Raw genomic sequence first — 20,648 nt, forward strand, 5'->3', positions numbered from 1 at the left:
GTGGGGATCACCAAAGCGCATTCACGGATCACCCGCTCAGGTCCGGCTGACCGTTCGCCGGATGTTCGGCAGGATGCGGATAGCCCGGGACGTCTCGACGATCTGCACATCCATTATCGCCGGTAGGGCGGCCAGCCACTCGGCGATGCTGCCTGCGGTGACGATGCCGGATATCTTGACGTGCTTGAGCGCCTCGCCCTCGATGACGATCGGTCTTGCCGAATAGCGATTGAGATCATCGATGACCGCGGCGAGCGGCGTATCGACAAAGCTGAATTCGCCGCGCCGCCACGATGCCGCCATGTCCGGATCGACGCGCTTTATCGTGCTCATCTCGCCACCGCGGCTATATTGGACTTGCCGGTATTTTTCGAGGGTGGCGCGGCTGACATAGCCAGCGCCCTTGGCGAGAACCTCGACCTTGCCGTGCAACACCGTCACCGTCGCCGTATCAGGTCCGCGGTGCACGTTGAAAGCGGTGCCAAGAGCGGTCGCCGAACCATTCTGGGTCAAAACGGTGAAGGGCCGCTGCTTGTCGGGCGCGACGGCGAACAATGCCTCGCCCCGCAACAGGTTCACCGTGCGCGCATTGCGGCGATAGGAGACCGAAACCGCGGTCCCGCCTGCGAGGGTGATGTTCGAGCCATCGACGAGCTGAACTTCTCGGAGCGTTCCCCGCGGCGTCTCGAAGCGGGCTTCCTGCACCATGACGGCTCGCTGTTCGCGCACGATGCCTGCCCCCACGATCAGCAGGAAAAGGACGCTGGCGGCCAGCGCCCACATGCGCCTGCTGAGATGCGGCAGGGCCAGAACCGGTTTGCCGGGCACGCCTTTGAGACGCGCGATATCTTCGGCGGGGACGCCATCGCAGGCGTGCAGGAACCGCTCGACCCGGTCGAACGCGGCACGATGCTGCTGCTCCTGATCGATCCATTCGAACGCCGCCTGGATCGCCTCGCCAGAAGCGTCCGGATCGCGAAGGATCAGGAAATGCTGAGCGGCGAGCCTGTCATGATGCATCACTCCCAGCCCTCCAATTCGTCGAACCGCGCCGCACAATGCGACACCGCCTTCAGCACATATTTCCGCACCATGCTCTGACTGACGCCCATTTCCTCGGCGATCTCGTCATAGTCGCGATCGTCAAATCGATAGCGGATGAAAGCGAACCGGCATTTTTGCGGCAGTTCCTCGAGTATGCGCACGACCAGGGCGAGATCGCTCTTTGCCGCCAGTATCCTGTCGGGCCCGGCCTGGTCGTCGTGGACGGCATCGCCGTCCTCGTCGTTTCCCGAATTCTCGAAGCCGGCTCGCCTCGCGGATCGAACTTTCCTGAGGCGGTCGTTGGCGACGTTCCGTGCGGTCACGAAAAGCAGAGCCGGGATGTTATCTGCGCTCAGCCTCGCGCCATGCGCCCAAAGCCTGACAAATGTTTCCTGCGCCGCGTCCTGTGCTTCGCTGTCCGAGCCGAGACGTAGCCGCAGGAACCGCAGCAGGCGCGTCTCATGGTCCCGGAAGATGGTCTCTATCTTCGTTCTTCGGACCGTGGACAGGTCGATTATCGAACCGCTTGTTCCGCCTGCTTCAGCCAACTTTCGAACCTCATCTGTAGCGAGAACGATCGAAAGCCCGATTTTGGGAATATGCCCGTGGCGTCTTCAGGCGCCGTCAAACATCTGCAATCCCTCGCGCTGGTCGGCAAGATCGAGCACCATCGAGCGGAATCGCCGGCCGGCGGCGGACAGCGGCCGCTCGCGCGAATTGCTGATCGTCCAACTATACGACATCTGCTTAAGCGGGGCGCAGACGAACTTGCCGCTTTTCTCCAACCCCTGGATCGCGCTGAACGGCAAGGCCGTATATCCCAGTCCGTCGCCGACCAGATCGATCAGCAAGGGAATCGAGTTCACGTTCATGATGACGTTGAGCGATAGATTCAGCCGTTGTGCGGCGTGATCGACCAGCAACCGCATGCTGTTGGGGGGGCTGGTGAGAATGAGCGGCAGGCTCGAGAAGCTCTTCATGTCGAGTTGTTGGCTGGTAAGGGCCGAGCCCGCAGCACCCATTCCATAAACCTGATCACGCTGGAACGGATAGGATTCCAGGACGGTCTCCGGCTCCAGAATTCCGAACACGGCTATGTCGACATGGCCGCTCAGCAACCACTCGCGCAATTCTATGCTCGTGCTCACCCGCACCGTTATCGAAACGTCCGGATGGGCGTTGCGATATTCGGCGAGCAACCGCTTGCCGACCGTCTGCATCGACGGCGGCAAACCGATCGCCAGCTCGCCACGGGGGATATCCGCCTTGGCGACCAGCTCGTCGCGCGTCTGCCTGAACTGCCGCAGCAACGAGTCGACGCGCTGGGACAGGATTTCGCCGGCCGGCGTGAGCTGAACGCCTCGTCCGCTGCGCTCGAACAGCGTTACCCCAAGATCGGATTCAAGTTGCTGGACGTGGCGGCTGAGCGCCGACTGGGCGATGTGAAGATGGGCGGCGGCACGATTGAAGCCGCCATGATGCGTAACCTGCTGGAAAATCTCCAGATGCCGCATGCTCAGTCCGACTCTCATCCTAAAACCTGTCTATTTTTGAAAACCGATCCGTTTTTAGCATCGTCGGTGATGTCTGTCATGCCGCATGATGATTGCATCGATCCCGCTTTTTGAATTGTACGCGCCGATAATCTCGGCAAGATCAGGCGGCATTTCGGCGCAATCGAGATGAGAGATCCTCCGAGGCGGGCGACAGGAAGACCGCTCCCGGCGGCGGGCATTCGAGAGGTCTCCGGCAAAAAATATTCGCGGGGGAGAGGCGGCGATGGCCGAGGCTGGTTCGAAGGACGCGCGCTGGGCGACGTTGGCGGGTTGCTTCCTGTGCTATGGTTTCGACGCCGTCGATTTCATGGTCCTCGCCCTGGCGCTTCCGGCGATCGTCGGGGATTTCGGTCTGAGCCTGGGCGAAGCGGGATTGATCGGTACCGCCGGCATGATCGGGGTCGGCCTCAGCAGCATCATTCTGGGGGCCTATGCCGACAGCCATGGCCGCCGTCCTGCTCTGATCGCCAGCGTGCTGATCTTCGCGATCTTCACCATGGCCATAGCCTTCGCCCGCGACTGGTGGGACATGATGGCCCTGCGTTTGCTGGCGGGGCTTGGCCTTGGCGGTGTGTGGGGTGTGGTTTCGGCCTTGATCAACGAAAGCTGGCCGCCGCTTTCGCGCGGCCGCGCCAGCGCTTTCGTGCTCAGCGCCTGGCCGGTCGGGTTCATCCTGGCCGCACTGCTGGCGCACCTCCTGCTGCCCGGCTACGGCTGGCGCGGCCTGTTTCTTTCGGGCGGTCTCGCGCTCGTCGCCGTCATCTACGTGTTTTTATTCGTGCCCGAGTCCGCCGAATGGACGCAGGCGCGCGCCACGCGAAAAACCGTCGGCCGCGATGCGCCGGTTCCGCTCGCCGAAATATTCACCGAAGGCCGCTGGCGCAGGACATGGCTGGCGACCGCCATCGCCGCCTTCGCCTTGACAGGCTATTGGGGGACCAACACCTGGCTACCCACATATCTGGTCCGCGAGCGCGGGCTGGATCCCGCGGCCATGACCACATTCCTCATCGTGATGAACGCCGGCATGTTCGTCGGCTATCAGCTTTTCGGGAGCGTCGCCGATCGGATCGGCGCCAAGAAGACCATCCTGATCTGCTTCGCTGCGACGACGCTGCTGTTGCCCGCCTATGCGATGATCCGGGATTTGACGCTGCTGTTGTGGTTCGGTCCGGTGGTCGCGATCTTCTTCGCCTATTTCGGCATTTTCGGGACCTATTTCTCGGCCCTCTTCCCGGCGCACATACGCTCCACCGGTGCAGGCTTCTGCTTCAATGTCGGCCGGGGCGTCTCGGCGTTCGCGCCCTTCTTTCTCGGAGAGATCGCCACCTCCTTCAGCCTGTCGTTCAGTATCGCGCTGTGCGGCGCCTTCTTCCTGCTGGCCGGGCTGCTCATGACGCAGATGCCGGACATTTCGGGGCAGACGGCGCCGCCGCGGGCCGAGGCCGAGGCGCGGACGGAGCTGCTCGAAACTACCGGTTGAAGGCCAGGCATGCGGGCGGCGAACCAGGATCGGATGCGCCGGGGAGCCGCCACGATGCAGATCAGGCACGCCGCCTTTCGCCGGCTCGGAAGGTCAGCCGATCCTGAGCATGGCCGCACGGTTGAAAATGGCGCGGACCAGCGGGTCGCGCTCCTGCGTGCGGACCGCGACATGGAAGTCCATCGTCCTGTCAGGCAGCTTCTTGAGCAGAACGAGCCGGCCGCATGCCAGATGTTCGCGCACCATCGGCTCCGGCAGAAAACCGATCCCGCCGTCCGCGACCAGCACGTCGGCAAGCGCGCGGACATTGTTGCAGCTGTTATAGGCGCTTTCGGCGAGCACGCCCGCGCATCCGGCCTCGGCCAGGCTGGCAAGCGCGAGACCATGGACTGGCGAGTGACGATGCAGCAGCCAGACCAGTTGCTGCGCGGCGCCGTCGGCAATGCGCGTGGCGATCACGGGGCTGGTGACCCAGATCAGTTTGACTTCGCCGATGCGCGCGGTCTCCACATTGGGATTGGCGAGCGGCCCCGCGATAAGGACCAGGTCGAAGTCCGCGCTGAGCAGCTTCTGCAACATGCTGTGCGAGAGATCGATCTCCACATCGAGCATCGCCCGCGGAAAATCCTGCTTCAACTCCGCGAGGAAGGGCGGCAGGCAGTTGGCGGAGGCGATCTCACCCGCGCCGATGCGGACGGTTCCCGACGCGCCGCTGAAATCGCTGTTCTGAAGCAGCGTCTGCTCGATCGAGGCCCAGAGCGGCTCGCATTCCTTGACCAGCTGCCGCGCGCGCACGGTCAGCGCCATATTGCGGCCCGCTCGCTGGAAAAGCGGGAAGCCCATTTGGTTTTCCAGCTCGCGCACACGCGCGGAGATAGCAGGCTGGGTCGTGTTCAGCCGCTCAGCCGCCGCGGCAAAGGTGCCGAGGCGGCTGATCCAGAGAAGAGTCTCGAGATGGTATAGCGCAAATCGTTTCATAAATGATGGTTATGAATAAACGACAAAAAGAACAATTGGAACTTATCATTTCAAGACCATATCCCAGATACCGGGAGAGCGGCCTCGCCAACAACATAATTCCATAACGAAGGCAATTTATGATGACCAAGATGCACTAAGTCAAGGTAGCCAATCAGCGCCACAAATCTTGGATTCCGAATGATATATTCATTCCGGACGCGCCGCTTCTCGTTTCGATAACATCATCATTACATATCGGGAGAGATATGAATGAATATTTCGGATATCCACGCGATAGAGGAAATCAAAAAGCTCAAGGCGCGCTATTGCCGCTATTTCGACACGAGGCGCTGGGATGAGTTTTTCGCGTTGTTCACCGATGACGCGATTTTCGACATGCGGTCCGCCGGCTCGGTCGACGCGACGGACGGATCGGAAGGAGCGGAGCTTCAAGGCTACCAAACCGGCCGCGAAAACATCGCGTCCCATCTCGCCGGCATAGTCGCGGACATATCGAGTTCGGTTCATCATTGCCATGCGCCCGAGATCGAACTGACGGCGCCGGACATGGCCACCGGCGTGTGGGCGCTTGATGACTGGCACCAGTTCCACGCCGGGCCGCTGAAATCCTTTCACGGCTTCGGGCATTATCAGGATGTCTACGCGCGTCAGGACGGCAAGTGGCGCATCGCGTCGACGCGATTGACGCGCCTGCGGGTCGATATCGAGCTCGCTGACGCCAGCTGAGGCGCATCGCGACGCCGGCGATCACCGGCGATCAGGAGATCCTCACAGATAGTCCGCGGAGCGGCCGGCACGGCGCGTCTCCGGGCGGAAGCGATCGTCATTTCAACAAGGAGCATGAAATGCAGAAATCAGAAGCTTTTGACCGCGTTTCGATGGCCGGGAAGGTCGTGACGGTTACCGGAGGAGGCCGTGGCATCGGCGCGGCGACGGCGCGCCTATGCGCAGCGCGCGGCGCCAGCGTCGTGATCGCCGACCTCGACGAGGAGCCCGGCAACGAAACGGTGACCGAAATTCAGCGGGATGGCGGCACCGCAGCCTTCATCCGGACCGACGTGACCCAGGAAGACGATGTGCGCGCGATGGTCGATTTCGCGGTGTCGACCTTCGGAGGCCTGCACGCATCGTTCAACAACGCCGGGACGAATCTCGCCAACCTGATCGTCACCGAAGTCCCGCTTGAGCAATGGCAGCGGAACCTGTCGATCAACCTGACGAGCGTATTCCTGTGCGTGAAGTACCAGATCACGCATATGCTCGCCAACGGCGGCGGCTCGATCGTCAACAATTCCTCCGCCGCGGGCGTCGTGGGAATGCCCAAGCTGATCGACTACACCGCGGCGAAACATGGGGTGATCGGCGTGACCCGCGCCATGGCGGCGGAGATGAGCGGCCAGGGGATCCGGGTCAACGCCATCGTCACCGGAGCGACCGAAACCCGCCTGTCCGCCGACTATATGAAGCAGCCCGACCTGCGCGCCATGCTGGAAGGCGCGCATCCGATCGGCCGTATCGGAAAGCCTCACGAACTTGCCGAAACCGTCTCATGGCTGCTGTCCGACGCGGCCTCGTTCGTCACCGGGTCCTGTGTCGCCGTCGATGGCGGTTACACGGCGATGTGAAGCCGCAGGGGGAAGCCCGGCAATATTCGGCAAGACCAGATCGATGTTCAGAACGGCCTCGGAAAAAGGGCCGGCGCATAAATCCATAACGGAGGGGTATCATGGCTTTATCTAATGTTCGGATCGTGCCGCAACATGCGCGGCGCATACGCAAGTTGTCGCATAATCTTCTTCTCTGCACGGCGCTGATGGCTGCGCCCTCCTTCGGGCAGCAACTCGACACGGCGGCTTCGGAAAGCGCCGGTGAGACGAGCGACCGGCTTCAGGAGATCGTCGTCACCGCGCAACGCCGTGCGGAAAATGTCCAGAACGTCCCCGTGGCGATCAGCGCCTTCGGAGGCGATTCCCTCAAGGCGACGGGGGTGACGAGCATCCTGCAGCTCAAGCAGGTCGATCCATCGCTCAACACCTCCTTCAACCAGGGCGTCGCATTTCCGTCGCTGCGCGGCATTGGCAACATCGCCGCTGGCCTGGTCGGCAACGAGGCGAGCGTCGCCATGTATGTGGACGATGTCTACTACACGCGCCTCTATTCATCGCTGCTGAACCTTGGCGATATCGACCGCGTCGAAGTGCTCAAGGGACCGCAGGGAACGCTGTTCGGCCGCAATGCGACGGGTGGCGCGATCCAGGTCTTCACCAGGGACCCGGGACCGGCGACCGAAGTGCACATGACGCTCGGCTATGCCAATTACGACACGATCAGCGGACAAGCCTATATCTCGACGCCGATCAGCGACACGCTGTCCTGGAACATCTCGGCGGGCGGAACCGACCAGCGGGACGGCTGGGGCCACAGCGTCGTCAATGGCCAGAAGGAATATCTCGGAAAGAACTGGACCGTCCGGTCGAAGCTCGTCTGGGAGCCCGGCGATCGAACCCGCGTGAAGATCGTCGGCTTCTATGCCTTTTCGAAAGAGGATTTCGGACTTCCACACGACGTCGTCCGCGGAAGCTATGTAGGGACACCTTCGGGAAACCCGCCGCCCGCGGGCTATCCCGATCCGCGCGTGATCGTTCCGTCGCTGGGCGATCTCGGCAATTTTTACGGCTCGCGCTTCCTCTACCGCAACTTCGTGCGCCAGAAGACCTATGGCGGGTCGCTGCGCATCGACCAGGAACTCGATTTCGCCGATCTGGTCTCGATCTCTGGCTTCAAGAAATCGAAGGTCCTCTCGTTCAATCAGATGTCGCAGACATCGCCGAACTTCTTCCTGCTCCCGCAATATATCGACAATGACGACATCTCCCAGGAGATCCAGATAAAGTCGCACAAGGACAGCAGGATAAGCTGGATCGTCGGCGCCTATTATCTCCGCTATCGCGCGGGATATAACCCCGCGCAGATCTATGGCGACATTCTGGGCCCCGGCGCGATCATCAATCTGACCGGGCTGCAGACCGTCAACAGCTACTCCGCCTTCGGACAAGCGACGGCACCCCTTGGCGGTGCCACCAATCTGACGCTGGGCGTGCGCGGCTCGATGGACCGGCTGCGCGGCTTCGGCCAGCAGTTCATCACGATCCCCGGCGTGGGTACCTTTTCGAGCGCCGGTGCCGGCGTGCCCAATCCCTATCGGGGGAACAAGACCTTCCGGTCGTTGACCTGGAAGGCGGCTCTCGATCATCATTTCTCCGGGGACGTCATGGGATATCTGTCGATCAGCCGGGGCTTCAAGGCGGGAACCTACAACACCTTTCCGCTGGCAACCTCCCCTGCCAAACCAGAGGTCGTCGACGCCTATGAAGCCGGCTTCAAATCCGAACTTTGGGACCGCCGCGTCCGCGTGAACGGCGCCCTGTTCTGGAACGAGATCAAGGACCCTCAGGTCATCACGGTCCTCCCCTCGTCCAGCGCCGTCAGTGTCGGGCTCGTCAATGCTCAGAAGGCGCGGTCCCGCGGTTTCGAGGTCGGGGTGAATGCGGTCGTCGTCAGGGGCGCGGAGCTCCGGGCCGACGCGACCTATCTCGACGCGAAATACACCAAGTTCACGAACGGGCCTTTCTTCACCGGTGGTTTGACGGCTGGAACGACGATAGCGGGCCCCTTCCTCGGAGACGCGTCGGGCTACGCGCTGCCAAACTCCTCGAGATGGCGGTTCGACGTCGGCGCCAGCTACACGTTCGAGAGCTCCATCGGCAAATGGACGGGCGACATCAACGCATCCTACACCGGCCGCGTGAGCTGGTCGGCCGACAACGCCTATTTCCAGCGCGCGATAACGCTTGTGAACGCCTCGCTCAATTTCACCCCGGCGTCGTTCGACAATGTCACGTTCGGCCTGTGGGGCAAGAATTTGGGGAACGTCAAATATTACGCCTATGCCGAGCAGAACGCGCTGGGCGGCGATGTCGGCGGCTATCGCGCCGAAGCCGCGGCGCCGCGCACCTGGGGCGGCACCATTTCAGTCAAATATTGACGACAACCGGGCGCCGGGCTGTCCCGGCGCCCGCATCGGGGAATGCTCCATGACAGACGGCAATGGCGGAGCCTCCGCCGATCTCAGCGGGCGCGTCGCCCTCGTGACCGGCGCATCACGTGGCATCGGCGCGGTGACGGCGCGGGCTCTGGCGGCGGCGGGGGCCCGCGTGATCGTCACCGATATCGCGGATGTCGACGGCATGGCCGCCGAGATCGGCGGCCTCGGTCTGCGGCAGGACGTCACCAGCGAAGCGGACTGGATCGAGACCATGGCCTTCGCGAGGGCCGAAGCCGGCGGCCTCGACATCCTCGTGAACAACGCCGGCATCTTCGCGCTCAAGCCGCTGGTCGACACTTCGCTGGAAGAATGGCGCCACATGCAATCGATCAATGTCGAAGGCGTCTTCCTGGGGTGCAAACATGCCATTCCGCTGCTCGCGGAAAGAGCCTCGCGCTGGGCTGGCGGCGGGGCGATCGTCAACATGTCCTCGATCGCCGGCATGGTGGGCGGCGCGAACACGGTGTGTTACGGCACGTCGAAAGGCGCGGTGCGGCTGTTGACCAAATCGCTCGCGATCGAGGTCGCATCACTCCGGATAAGGGTCAATTCGGTGCACCCCGGCTTCATCGAGACCGCCATGGGGGACCAGGCGATAGCCGCCTTCTCGCGTTCGGCCGATATGAGCGAGCAGGACATGCGCGACCAGTTCGCCAGGGCGCACGCCCTCGGCCATAATGGCCAGCCCGGTCATGTCGCCGACGGCATCGTCTTCCTCGCCTCGGACAGGGCGGCCTTCATCACCGGCACCGAACTGGTCATCGACGGCGGGATGATCGCGCAATAGGCCGCGCGCCGGGCGCCGCCGGGCCCGTTCAGTCGCCGCTGATCGTCACGGCTTTCTCGTAGAGGAAGCCCTCGACATGGTCGGCGCCGCCCTTCCAGCCATAACCGCTCAGCTTGCAGCCGCCGAAGCCGACTGCGGGATCGACGACCCCGTAGCAATTGACCCAGACCTGGCCCGCCTTGATGCCGTGCATCATCTTCGTCGCGGTTCCGACATTTCCGGTCCAGACCGCACCGCCCAGCCCATAGTCGATGCTATTGGCGAGACGCAGCGCCTCTTCCCCGTCGTCGAAGGGGATGACCGACACCACCGGCCCGAAAATCTCCTCCTGCGCGATCCGCATCGTGTTCGAGACATTGTCGAAGACCGTCGGCTCGACGAAATAGCCCTTGCCCAGCGCGCCGGACAGCCGGTTTCCGCCGGTGGCGATATCGGCGCCTTCGGACGATCCGATCCCGACATATTCGAGCACGCGGGAAAGCTGCCGTTCGGAGATCAGGGGCCCGAGTTTGGTGTCGGCGTCGAGCGGGTCGCCGACCTTGAGGCCCTTGGCGAAAGCCGACATCCGTTCGACGAACTCTTCCTGAATCGAACGCTGTACCAGGATGCGCGTTCCCGCGTAGCAGATCTGGCCGCTATTGTTGAAAACGCCCATCGATGCGCCCGGAACCGCCTTGGCGAGATCGGCATCGGCAAAGATGATGTCCGGCGACTTTCCGCCCAGTTCGAGGCTGAGGCGTTTGATATTCCCCGCCGACGCCTTGATCACCTCGCGCCCGGTGATGGTGGATCCGGTGAAGGCGATCCGGTCGACGTCGAGATGGGCCGCGAGCGCCGCGCCGGCCTCGGCTCCCCGGCCGGTGACGACGTTGACGACGCCGCGGGGCAATCCCGCTTCCATGAGCAGCTCGGCGACGCGAAGCACCGACAAGGAAGCCTCCTCGGCGGGTTTCAGCACGACGGTGCAGCCGGTCGCGAGCGCGCCGCCGATCGTCCACCACGCGCCGACCATCGGGCTGTTCCAGGGGATGATGCCGCCGATGACGCCGAGCGGCGCCTTGATGGTCATCATCGTATAGTTGCCGGGCAACGAGTTCGGAATGGTCTGGCCGCTCCAGTTCATCGTCTGGGCAGCGAAATATTCGATCATCCGCAAGACGAAATTCTTCACGCCCGCCGAGCGCGAGACGGGTGCCCCCATGTCGTAGGTTTCGAGCAGGGTCAGCTCATCGCCATGCCGCTCGATGATCTCGTACACGCGCATTATCAGCTTGTGCCGTTCGCTCGGCGTGAACCGGCTCCACGGGCCTTCGAAGGCGCGCCGTGCGGCGGCGACCGCGCGATCGATTTCCGCCGCCCCGCCCCTGTCGAGACTCGCGATCACCGCGCCGGTGGCCGGGTTGAGCGTTTCGATCGCGTCACCGGCGGCCGACGCCACCCATTCGCCATCGATGAAGTGCTTCTTTCGCTTATCCGCGAGAAAGGGAAGAGACGCTTCCAAGCTCGTGCTCACGATCAAATTCCTGCTTCTTTTCGCTGGTGGCCGGGCGGCGCAGATATATGGCCGGGCCGGCGGGTCAGGCCGCTACGTTCTGGCCGCTCGCCGCCGTGGCAATGCCGCATGCGTCGAACCGCGCCTTGACATAGGCCTTGTCGTCATCGGTCAGTTCTTCCTGCGGATAGACGACATGGCCGCCCACCAGCCCCTGCAGCTCGAACCAATATTTGGACACTGAACTGAACTTGTAGCCGGTCAGATGATGCACGCAGTCGTGGAACGCTGCGCGCACGGGGGCGAGCGAGTCGTTCACCTGCCTCGCTTCTTCCAGCCGGCCCTCGTCGGCCAGCCGGACATAGTCGTTCATCGGTTGCCATGTCCGGGTCTGCAGCAGCATGGGCGCGCCCGACGAGATGAAGGCGCGCTGGCCAAACTGGGTATAGTTGCGGAAGAACACTTCTTCATTGGGATCGGACACCACGATCCGGTCGCTGCACAGGCGCACGGTTTCGCCATAATGGCCCTTGTCGTTGCTGCCATACATGCCGTCGACGACATTTTTTAGCGCGACCACATTGGGGAGGCTGGCGATGCGCGACAGGGTCGCCGGGGTCATCGAATAACCCTGCATCGCCATCTGGTTGAGGACGATGACCGGAATGTCGACGCGGTCGCAGATATATTCGAAGAAGCTGAACACCGTGTCTTCGGACGGCGCCGCGCCCAGCATGCCGGTGAACAGCCGGGGAGCGGACAGGCCGATGCAGTCGGCACCCATCTCGTCGGCGAACACCGCCAGTTCGAGCGCGTCCTGGATGACGTCGTCCATGACCGCGCAGATCGCGATATGGTTCGCGTTGCTCTCCGACTGGGTGATTTCATAGAGCTGCTTGCGCTGAGCGGTCGACAGGCCGAGCTGTTCGCTCTGGAAGCCCGCTACCCATTGCCCTTTGATACCCAGAACATCGCGCCAGTAGCGGAGATTGGACAGGAAGCCGGCTTCATCGACCTGCCCGGCCGCGGTATAGGGTACCGGCGCCGCACCGAAGATGCCGCGCAGACGCTCGGCAGCCCAATCCTTTGCATCAAGCTTCGATCGCTTCATAAAGTCCTCCTTCGGCGCCGGACGGATAGCGGCGGGTCACAGGCCGCCTTCCCGTCGGGCGCTTGAATCGTCGTCCGTCTCAGAGCGGCATGAGCGGCGATACCGACCGCCGGAACCCCAGCAGGCTTTCCGCGATCCGCAGCCGGTTCGTCGTCGGGAATGAGACATGGAACTGGACCCAGGCATCGCGGGCATATTTTTCGATCGGCATTCCGGAGATCACGCCCGCGCCGCCGAACAGCTCCATCGCGCGGACCATCACTTTCTGCACCGTCTCACCGACGTTCATCGCCGCCTGAAGTTCGATCAGACGCGGATCGACGCCGTTCTCGACGGCTTCGGGATGATCCTTGGCCCATGCCGCCTTCCAGATCAGCAGGCGCGCCGCTTCGATCGCCGTCGACATGTCGGCGAGCGCCATGCCGGTGGCCTGGTGCTTCACGAGCAGTTTCCCGCCGGTCGACCGCTCCTGGACGAATTTGAGCGTTTCGTCATAGGCCGCGCGCGCCAGCCCCAGCGACATGGCCGCGATCGTGCCGACGGTGCCGACGTCGTGGCGGCCCGGTTCGCCCGGCGGCAGGATCCGTCCCTTCGGCACGCGGACATTGTCGAAGAATATTTCCGCATTGTCGCCGACGCGGCGGCCGATCTTCGACATGGGATGGCGCACCAACCCTTCGGAATCGCCTTCGACCAGGAACGCCTGCGGCCCGGCATCGGTGTGCGCGAGCACCATCAGCAGCTTGGCGGTATAGCCGATGGTCTGGTAGTTTTTCGCGCCGTTGATGATCCAAGACCCATCGGACTGCTCCACGGCCGTGGTACGGAACCTGGCGTTGGACGGCGTATCCAGCAGATAGTCGTAGGACAGGTCCGTGTCCGGCTCGTGCGCCGCGACCGTCGCGTGATAAAGGTCGTCCTCAAGGAATTTGGGCAGAAAATAGGCCTTCTGCTCAGGAGTCATCCGCAAGTCGATCCAGTCGCGCGCGCGTCTCGCCGTGAGCATGAAATAATAGGCGGTGCCGATGTCTCCGGCGCCAAGTTCTTCCGCGATCAGGCAGGACGTCAGATGGTCCGAGATGCCGGCGCCGCCATTTTCCTCGGACAGCACGAAGGTACGGAAGCCCAGCTGCGACCCCATCCGCAGGAGCTCGGTCGGAACGCGCTCTTCCCAGGTCGCTTTCTGATCGAGAAGGAGGGCGGCAGGTGCGATTTCGTTCTGAGCGAAATCGCGCGCGAGCTGCTGGAACGCCTTCTGTTCATCGGTAAGTCGAAAATCGAGCATTAAAGGACTCCCACGGCTATCTTCTGGGGCGCGATCGCATCACGGTCTGCCAAAGGAGCGGCGCTCACAGTGCGGCGTAGCCGCCATCGACGTTGATCGACGCGCCCGTCACGAACGAGGACGAATCGGACAAGAGCCATGCGGCGGCCTCGGCCATCTCAGACGGCTTGGCGACGCGGCCGATCGGATGCTTCGCCGCCACGAAATCGCGGACCTCGTCATTGCCTTCGATTAGCTTCAGGAACATCGGCGTCTCGGTGGCGCCGGGGACCAGCACATTCACCCGGATGTTCTTGCCGCTCACTTCAGCAGCGGCCGCCCGGGTGATTCCGACGACGCCGTGTTTCGAGGCAACATATTCGACCATGTCGGGGAAACCGGTGACCCCCGAGACCGAAGAGGTGTTGACGATCGAACCGCCGCCATGCGCCAGCATGTGGGCCAGCTCATGCTTCACACACAGGAAGACGCCGGTCATATTGACGGCGACGCCCTTTTGCCATTTCTCGAGCGGATATTCATGAAGCGGCCCGATGCCGGTTTCGAGGCCGGCGTTGTTGAACGCGCCATGCAGGCCACCGAAGGTGGACACGGTAAAATCGACCATCGCCTTGACGTCGCTCTCGCTCGTCACGTCGACACGGAAGAACGCGGCCGTGCCCCCATTGCGCGATATTTCCGCGACCAGGTCGCCGCCCGATCGTTCGTCGAGGTCGGCTATGACCACTTTTGCACCGCGCTGCGCGCATAAGACGGCCGTCGCCTTGCCCATGCCGCCGGTGCCGCCGGTGATCAGGATCACCCGATCCGCCAGCACGACCTTTTCGAAGCCCGTTCTGTCCATCATCCCGCTCCCTATTCTTCATATGCCGGGCGGTTTGACCGCCTGCCGGTCTGCGCCGGTTCGGCCATCGCCCGCTTTGGCCGCCGCCCCTCAAGGGGCGCGGCAGCCTTTTTTGTTCGTGTCAGTCCACGGTCAGCACGATCTTACCCTGGATATGCCCTTCGGCGGCGCGCGCGTGCGCCTTCGCGGCATCGGCAAGCGGATAGGTGCTGTCGATGACGACCTGGATCTTGCCTTCGCTCAACAGCGGAGCCAGCTCCGCCAGTTGCGCGCCGCTCGACCGAACTTGCGCCGCCGATACCGCAATCCCGCGCTTCTCCGCCTGTTCGGCGTCAGCGAAGCCCATTGGATAGACGGGGAATAATGCACCGCCGTCCTTGATGATCTTGAGGAAGCGGCCGGTGGCGGCCCCCCCCACGCAATCGACGACCAGGTCGACATCGCGGACGACGCTTTCCGGCGGCGTTTTGGTATAGTCGAAGAACTCGTCCACACCCAGTTCACGCAGCAGGGCTTCATGCTTGCCGGATGCTGCCGCAAGGACGCGCGCACCCTTTAGCTTGGCGACTTGCACCACGAAATGCCCGACGCCGCCGGCGGCACCGTTGACGAGCACCGTCTTGCCCTGAAGCGGAACGGGTTCATGCGCGTGCGGCTGCAGCGGATTGGGTTCATTGTGGCCTAGCTCGACCAGGAACTGCCATGCCGTGAGCAGTGACATCGGCGCGCCTGCCGCGTGCACATGATCGATACCAGCCGGCTTTCGCGCAAGATGCGTGACCGGAACATTCACATACTGGGCAGAAGCGCGGCTCTCGCCGAAGACGCCCTCAGGAAAACGCACCATCGAATAGACTTCATCGCCGACCGAAAAATCCGTGACGTCGGGGGCAACCGCCTCGATGACGCCCGACAGGTCCGTACCGAGGATCAGAGGGAAATTGCCCTGAGGCTGCCATTCGGGCGGAAGCGATTTAAAGCCATCGCGCAGATACCAATCCGGCGGATTGATACCGACCGCGTGAACCCGCACCAGCACCTCGCCCGCCCCCAGTTCGGGAACCGGCACTTCGCCGTAGACCAGCACCTCTGGACCGCCGAATTCGTTTTGCAATGCGGCTTTCATCGTTTTGGCAGGCATGTCGCTTTCCTAATTGGCAAAATTGGGTCCGTTTCGCGGAAGCTCAAGATATACGGAGCAGTGCTCCGTTTGTCAATCAACGCCACCTCGCCTGTCGTGACATCGGGAACCAGGCATGCTCTTGAACTTTATCAGCGACCACGGCCGTAGCTTCCGGCGGCCATCTCTCATGATCGCATCAGGCTCCGGACACCCTCGATATGTATTGGCGGCTCCCCGCCACGGTCAATCGCTTAGCCAAGATGGGTGCTATGCTATAGGGAGATTGGTCGGTGCTCCGCATGTGCGCCGGAGATCGATCCCGCCGAGATTGGGTCGACCGTCGGCCGTCTTCAAAACTTTGACCGCGCAGAAGGCGGCGATCCAATTCAGTGCCGGCAAAGGCACCTCGGGCGACCCGCTATGCCCCCTTATGTCATGGCCGAGGAGGCGCTGCGCATTTCCCCTGCGCGATTAAGTTGCTATCGGCGATGAATGACCAGGAACACCTTGCGGAGTGCCTCTCCGGCTTATCACTGGCCGCGTCGGCAGCTCATGCCCCATGTCTGACCCGGGCGCGCCGCAGATCGGCCCTCAAATCCAGGCGCTGCGCAAGGGACGGTCCCTCACTTTGGATGATCTCGCCAAAGCCTCCGGCGTCTCCCGGTCGATGCTCTCGCAGATCGAACGCGGGCAGGCCAACCCCTCGCTCGCTACCGTATGGGCGCTTTGTACCGCGCTCAAGATCGACATCGGCGAGCTGATCGTCGGCACGGTGACCGAGCGCAAGCCGCATATCGAAGTCGCCTCGGCATCTTTCACGCCGGAAATAAAGACCGAGGACGGGTCCTGCACGTTACGCATTCTCAGCCCGGCAAATCATGCCGAGGAATATGAATGGTATGAACTGATATTCCAGCCGGGGGGTTCGCTGGTCTCCTCACCTCATGCCAAGGGAACCCGTGAACATCTGACCGTATTGGAGGGCGAGCTGCAGGTCCGGCTCGGTGGAGAGGCCGTCGATGTCGCCCCAGGGGCGACGGCGCGCTATCCGGCGGACGTGTTTCATAGCATTCACGCCCGGGGAGAAAACGGCGCCCGCGCGCTGCTCGTGATGACGACATAATTTCCCCTATCCGGGATACTAGACTAACATTCCATTATATCGTATCTCCCCCTTTCGAGGAGGCGAAGGATGGATTCGCATTTTTACGATCGGCTATCCGCCGAGCTGAAAGATATGGAAAGCGCAGGCCTTCTGAAGCCGGAGCGAATTATCTCTTCGGCTCAAGGGGGAGTCGTCGACATTGGCGGCCGCAAGGTCCTGAATCTTTGCGCCAACAATTATCTCGGGCTGGCAAGCGATCCGCGCGTCATCGACGGCGCGCTCAGCGCGACGCGGGAATGGGGCGCGGGCCTGGCGTCCGTCCGCTTCATTTGCGGAACCCAGGATATCCACAAGCATCTCGAAGCCAGCATCGCCGAATATCTGGGCTATCACGACGCTATCCTTTTCGCTGCGGCCTTCGACGCCAATGGCGGGGTGTTCGAGCCGCTGCTGTCGGAACAGGACGCGATCGTTTCCGACTCGCTGAACCACGCATCGATCATAGATGGCGTTCGCCTGTCCAAGGCGAAACGATATCGCTTCGCCACCAACGATATGAACGACCTCGAGCGCGTGCTGCAACAGGCGCGTGCCGAGGGTGTTCGCTCCATCCTGATCGTCACCGACGGCGTCTTCTCGATGGACGGCACCATCGCCCAGCTGGATAGGATCGTCGAGCTTGCAGAGCGCTACGGCGCGCTGACGATGGTCGATGATTGTCACGCGACCGGATTTGTCGGTCCTGATGGCCGCGGCACGCCGGCCCTTAAAGGCGTTGCCGGGCGTATCGACATCATATCGGGAACCTTCGGCAAGGCGCTGGGCGGCGCCATGGGCGGCTTCATCGTTGCGGCGCAGCCGATTGTCGACCTATTGCGTCAGCGGGCGAGGCCATATCTATTTTCCAACGCGCTCACCCCTGCAGTGTGCGGCGCAAGCCTGGCCGCGATCCGGATCGCATGTTCGCCCGACGGGGACGAACGCCGCGCCCGCATCCAGAACAATGCAGCCGCCTTCCGATCCCGCATGCGCGCCGTCGGCTTCGACCTGATTCCCGGCGAGCATGCAATCATCCCCGTGATGCTCGGCGAGGCGCAGCTGGCGCAGCAGATGGCGGCTGAACTGTTGGAAGCCGGCGTTCTGGCGACCGGTTTCTATTTCCCGGTGGTGCCGAACGGAAAGGCGCGCATCCGCACCCAGATGTCCGCGGCGCTGACCACCGCACAGGTCCATCAGGCAGCCGACATCTTCGAACATGTCGGGCGCAAGCTGAGGATCATCTGATGCAGACGCTGATCTTGGAGAAGTCCGCCAACATTGGTGCGACCGGCACAATGAAAGGCCTGGCCAAACTGGAGCCGCGGGAAGGCATCTGGTCAACGACGGCCGCCATTCCAACCTGCGGTCCCGACGACGTTCTCATTCGCATACGGCGAACCGCGATATGCGGCACGGACGTGCACATATATAATTGGGACGACTGGGCGCGGAAGACGATCCCCGTCCCGATGATCGTCGGCCACGAATTTTCGGGCGAAATCGTCGAGATCGGCGGAGCGGTCTCCAGAGACCTGCGGCTCGGGCAACGCGTATCCGGCGAAGGGCATGTCATCGACATCAATAGCGCCGCCGCGCGTGCCGGACGCTTTCATCTCGACCCGAACACGGTCGGGGTGGGCGTCAACCGCCAGGGCGCCTTCGCGGAATTCCTCGCGATCCCCGCGTTCAATGTCGTGCCGCTGCCAGACGATGTGAGCGATGACATCGGCGCGCTGCTGGATCCTTTCGGCAACGCGGTCCACACCGCCCAGCAATTTGATCTGATGGGTGAGGATGTCCTCGTCACGGGTGCGGGCCCGATCGGGATCATGGCTGCCGCCGTTGCACGACGCGCCGGCGCGCGGTCGGTAGTCCTGACCGACATCAACCGCTTCAGGCTCGATCTCGCCGCGAAGATCGCGGACGTGCGGACCGTCGATGTTTCCCGCGAAGATCTGCGCGACGTCATGGCGCAGGAGGGTATCGAGCAGGGCTTCAGCGTTGCTCTCGAAATGTCGGGCTCGGCCCCGGCGATACGCCAGGCCGTCGACGCGCTCGTCATGGGTGGAAATCTCGCCATGCTCGGCATTCCGGCGGGCGCGATGGAGGTCGCCTGGGCGGACATCATCCTCAAGGCGCTGACCATCCGCGGCGTGTACGGCCGGGAAATGTTCGGCACATGGCGCAAAATGCTCGGGCTGATCCGCAACGGTCTGGATATGACACAGCTGATCACCCATCGGTTCGACGCGTCCGACTTCCAGGCAGGGTTTGACGCGATGCGATCAGGCCAATCCGGGAAAGTCATCCTGAACTGGTAGTCGGCCCGCGGCAGCACTGCACCGAGCCTCCGAAACCGGCGATCGAAACCGCACGGCGACCCGTACCATAGCCCAATGCTCAACGGAGCAGCCATGAACGCCTTTGTCGACAAGACGCTTACCCGCATCGACCCCAAGATCGCCCAGGCCATCGCCGCCGAACGGGCGCGACAGAATGATCAGATCGAACTGATAGCCAGCGAGAACATCGTGTCGCCCGCCGTGCTGGAGGCGCAAGGGTCCTGCCTGACCAACAAATATGCCGAGGGATATCCGGGACGGCGCTACTATGGCGGATGCGAGCATGTCGACATCGTCGAGAGCCTGGCGATCGAACGCGCCCGGCAGCTTTTCGGCTGCTCCTTCGCCAACGTCCAGCCTCATTCCGGCGCACAGGCCAATGGCGCCGTGCTTCTGGCTCTCGCTTCGCCCGGCGACGTCATCATGGGCATGTCGCTTGCCGCGGGCGGCCACCTCACCCATGGCGCAAAACCGACGCTCTCGGGAAAATGGTTCACGCCGGTGCAATATGGCGTCCGTCCGGACGACGGCCGCATCGATTATGACGAGGTCGAACGGCTCGCGCTCGAACGGCGGCCCCGCATCATCATCGCGGGCGGCTCGGCCATTCCGCGGCAGATCGACTTTGCCCGTTTCCGATCGATCGCCGATAGGATCGACGCATTGCTGATGGTGGACATGGCGCACTTCGCCGGGCTCGTCGCAGGTGGGGCGCATCCCAGTCCCTTTCCGCATGCCCATGTCGTCACGACGACGACCCACAAGACGTTGCGAGGTCCCAGAGGCGGCATGATCCTGACCAATGACGAGGGGATCGCGAAGAAGATCAATTCTGCGATTTTCCCCGGTCTCCAGGGCGGACCGCTCATGCACGTCATCGCCGCGAAGGCGGTGGCTTTCGCGGAAGCCCTGTCAGCCGATTTCAAGACCTATGCCCGGCAAGTCATCGACAACGCGAGAACGCTCGGTGACCGGTTGCTGTCGCGCGGCTATGAGCTGGTCACGGGCGGCACCGACACCCATCTCATATTGGTCGACCTCCGGCGCCAGGGGTTGAGCGGCAAGGATGCCGAGGAAAGCCTGGAGCGTGCAGGTCTCACCTGCAACAAGAACGGCATACCCTTCGACCCTCGCCCTGCCAGCATAACCTCGGGCATAAGGCTCGGTAGCCCCGCAGCCACCACCCGCGGGTTCGGTGTGGCGGAGTTCAGCGAGATAGGCGAGCTCGTCGCCGACGTGCTGGACGGTGTCGCCGCAAACGATGATATCCGGCACGAGGCCGAGCGCCGAACACGCATCGCCGTTGCGAAACTTTGCGATCGGTACCCGGTCCATCGATGAACGAAGCCGG

General features: G+C 62.7%; 18 protein-coding genes. 9 read left to right on the forward strand and 9 right to left on the reverse strand.

The genetic code is table 11. The features are described 5' to 3' along the window. Positions 1-36: 36 nt before the first annotated feature. The 3 genes from ASE00_RS17830 to ASE00_RS17840 all read right to left on the reverse strand — a co-directional run bounded on the left by ASE00_RS17830 (position 37) and on the right by ASE00_RS17840 (position 2,576). Complete coding sequence (locus ASE00_RS17830; protein WP_056382839.1) at positions 37-1,020, reverse strand: FecR family protein; 984 nt, start codon at positions 1,018-1,020, stop codon at positions 37-39. After that, a complete protein-coding gene (locus ASE00_RS17835; RefSeq protein WP_056382841.1) occupies positions 1,020-1,592 on the reverse strand; it encodes an RNA polymerase sigma factor in 573 nt (190 codons plus the stop codon). Before ASE00_RS17835 ends, ASE00_RS17830 begins: the two co-directional genes overlap by 1 nt. Positions 1,593-1,658: 66 nt before the next feature. Next, positions 1,659-2,576: a LysR family transcriptional regulator gene (locus ASE00_RS17840; protein ID WP_082594825.1), complete on the reverse strand. Its 918-nt coding sequence runs from the start codon at positions 2,574-2,576 to the stop codon at positions 1,659-1,661. A 247-nt stretch (positions 2,577-2,823) separates the two neighbouring features. On the opposite strand from ASE00_RS17840, the gene ASE00_RS17845 reads away from it, so the two are divergent. After that, on the forward strand, positions 2,824-4,083 hold the full coding sequence (locus ASE00_RS17845; RefSeq protein WP_056382845.1) for an MFS transporter: 1,260 nt from the start codon (positions 2,824-2,826) through the stop codon (positions 4,081-4,083). A 93-nt stretch (positions 4,084-4,176) separates the two neighbouring features. On the opposite strand, the gene ASE00_RS17850 is transcribed toward ASE00_RS17845, so the two are convergent. Next, a complete protein-coding gene (locus ASE00_RS17850) occupies positions 4,177-5,061 on the reverse strand; it encodes a LysR family transcriptional regulator (protein WP_056382847.1) in 885 nt (294 codons plus the stop codon). Between the two features lie 252 nt (positions 5,062-5,313). Here ASE00_RS17850 and ASE00_RS17855 point away from each other — a divergent pair, with 252 nt between their 5' ends. The 4 genes from ASE00_RS17855 to ASE00_RS17870 all read left to right on the forward strand — a co-directional run bounded on the left by ASE00_RS17855 (position 5,314) and on the right by ASE00_RS17870 (position 9,956). Then, the gene (locus ASE00_RS17855; protein WP_056382849.1) at positions 5,314-5,790 is read left to right on the forward strand and encodes a nuclear transport factor 2 family protein; all 477 of its coding nucleotides are present in this window, start codon (positions 5,314-5,316) and stop codon (positions 5,788-5,790) included. 119 nt (positions 5,791-5,909) lie between these two features. After that, a complete protein-coding gene (locus ASE00_RS17860; protein WP_235538730.1) occupies positions 5,910-6,689 on the forward strand; it encodes an SDR family NAD(P)-dependent oxidoreductase in 780 nt (259 codons plus the stop codon). Between the two features lie 101 nt (positions 6,690-6,790). Further along, positions 6,791-9,109: a TonB-dependent receptor gene (locus ASE00_RS17865; protein ID WP_082594826.1), complete on the forward strand. Its 2,319-nt coding sequence runs from the start codon at positions 6,791-6,793 to the stop codon at positions 9,107-9,109. A gap of 49 nt (positions 9,110-9,158) precedes the next feature. Beyond that, positions 9,159-9,956 (forward strand): SDR family NAD(P)-dependent oxidoreductase, encoded by a 798-nt coding sequence (locus ASE00_RS17870; protein ID WP_056382853.1) that lies wholly within the window; start codon positions 9,159-9,161, stop codon positions 9,954-9,956. A 28-nt stretch (positions 9,957-9,984) separates the two neighbouring features. On the opposite strand, the gene ASE00_RS17875 is transcribed toward ASE00_RS17870, so the two are convergent. The 5 genes from ASE00_RS17875 to ASE00_RS17895 form a co-directional block, all read right to left on the reverse strand. Then, positions 9,985-11,469 carry an aldehyde dehydrogenase family protein gene (locus tag ASE00_RS17875; RefSeq protein ID WP_156405504.1) on the reverse strand — a complete coding sequence of 495 codons (1,485 nt, stop codon included), beginning with the start codon at positions 11,467-11,469 and terminating at the stop codon, positions 9,985-9,987. Between the two features lie 64 nt (positions 11,470-11,533). After that, entirely contained in the window at positions 11,534-12,559 is a 1,026-nt protein-coding gene (locus ASE00_RS17880; RefSeq protein ID WP_056382857.1) for a dihydrodipicolinate synthase family protein, read from the reverse strand. A gap of 79 nt (positions 12,560-12,638) precedes the next feature. Beyond that, entirely contained in the window at positions 12,639-13,844 is a 1,206-nt protein-coding gene (locus tag ASE00_RS17885; protein ID WP_056382859.1) for an acyl-CoA dehydrogenase family protein, read from the reverse strand. Positions 13,845-13,908: 64 nt separating this feature from the next. Continuing rightward, entirely contained in the window at positions 13,909-14,688 is a 780-nt protein-coding gene (locus ASE00_RS17890; RefSeq protein ID WP_056382862.1) for an SDR family NAD(P)-dependent oxidoreductase, read from the reverse strand. 121 nt (positions 14,689-14,809) lie between these two features. Next, complete coding sequence (locus tag ASE00_RS17895; protein WP_056382864.1) at positions 14,810-15,829, reverse strand: NADP-dependent oxidoreductase; 1,020 nt, start codon at positions 15,827-15,829, stop codon at positions 14,810-14,812. Positions 15,830-16,370: 541 nt separating this feature from the next. Here ASE00_RS17895 and ASE00_RS17900 point away from each other — a divergent pair. The 4 genes from ASE00_RS17900 (at position 16,371) to glyA (ending at position 20,638) form a co-directional block, all read left to right on the forward strand. After that, the gene (locus tag ASE00_RS17900; RefSeq protein WP_056382866.1) at positions 16,371-16,934 is read left to right on the forward strand and encodes a helix-turn-helix domain-containing protein; all 564 of its coding nucleotides are present in this window, start codon (positions 16,371-16,373) and stop codon (positions 16,932-16,934) included. A gap of 69 nt (positions 16,935-17,003) precedes the next feature. Then, a complete protein-coding gene (locus tag ASE00_RS17905) occupies positions 17,004-18,200 on the forward strand; it encodes a glycine C-acetyltransferase (protein ID WP_056382868.1) in 1,197 nt (398 codons plus the stop codon). Between the two features lie 50 nt (positions 18,201-18,250). Continuing rightward, complete coding sequence (gene tdh, locus ASE00_RS17910) at positions 18,251-19,276, forward strand: L-threonine 3-dehydrogenase (RefSeq protein ID WP_082594852.1); 1,026 nt, start codon at positions 18,251-18,253, stop codon at positions 19,274-19,276. A gap of 93 nt (positions 19,277-19,369) precedes the next feature. After that, positions 19,370-20,638, forward strand: a complete 1,269-nt coding sequence (gene glyA / locus ASE00_RS17915; RefSeq protein ID WP_056383364.1) for a serine hydroxymethyltransferase — start codon at positions 19,370-19,372, stop codon at positions 20,636-20,638. The last annotated feature ends 10 nt before the right edge of the window (positions 20,639-20,648 follow it).

Source organism: Sphingomonas sp. Root710 (genome assembly GCF_001429065.1).
Classification (GTDB): Bacteria; Pseudomonadota; Alphaproteobacteria; order Sphingomonadales; family Sphingomonadaceae; genus Rhizorhabdus.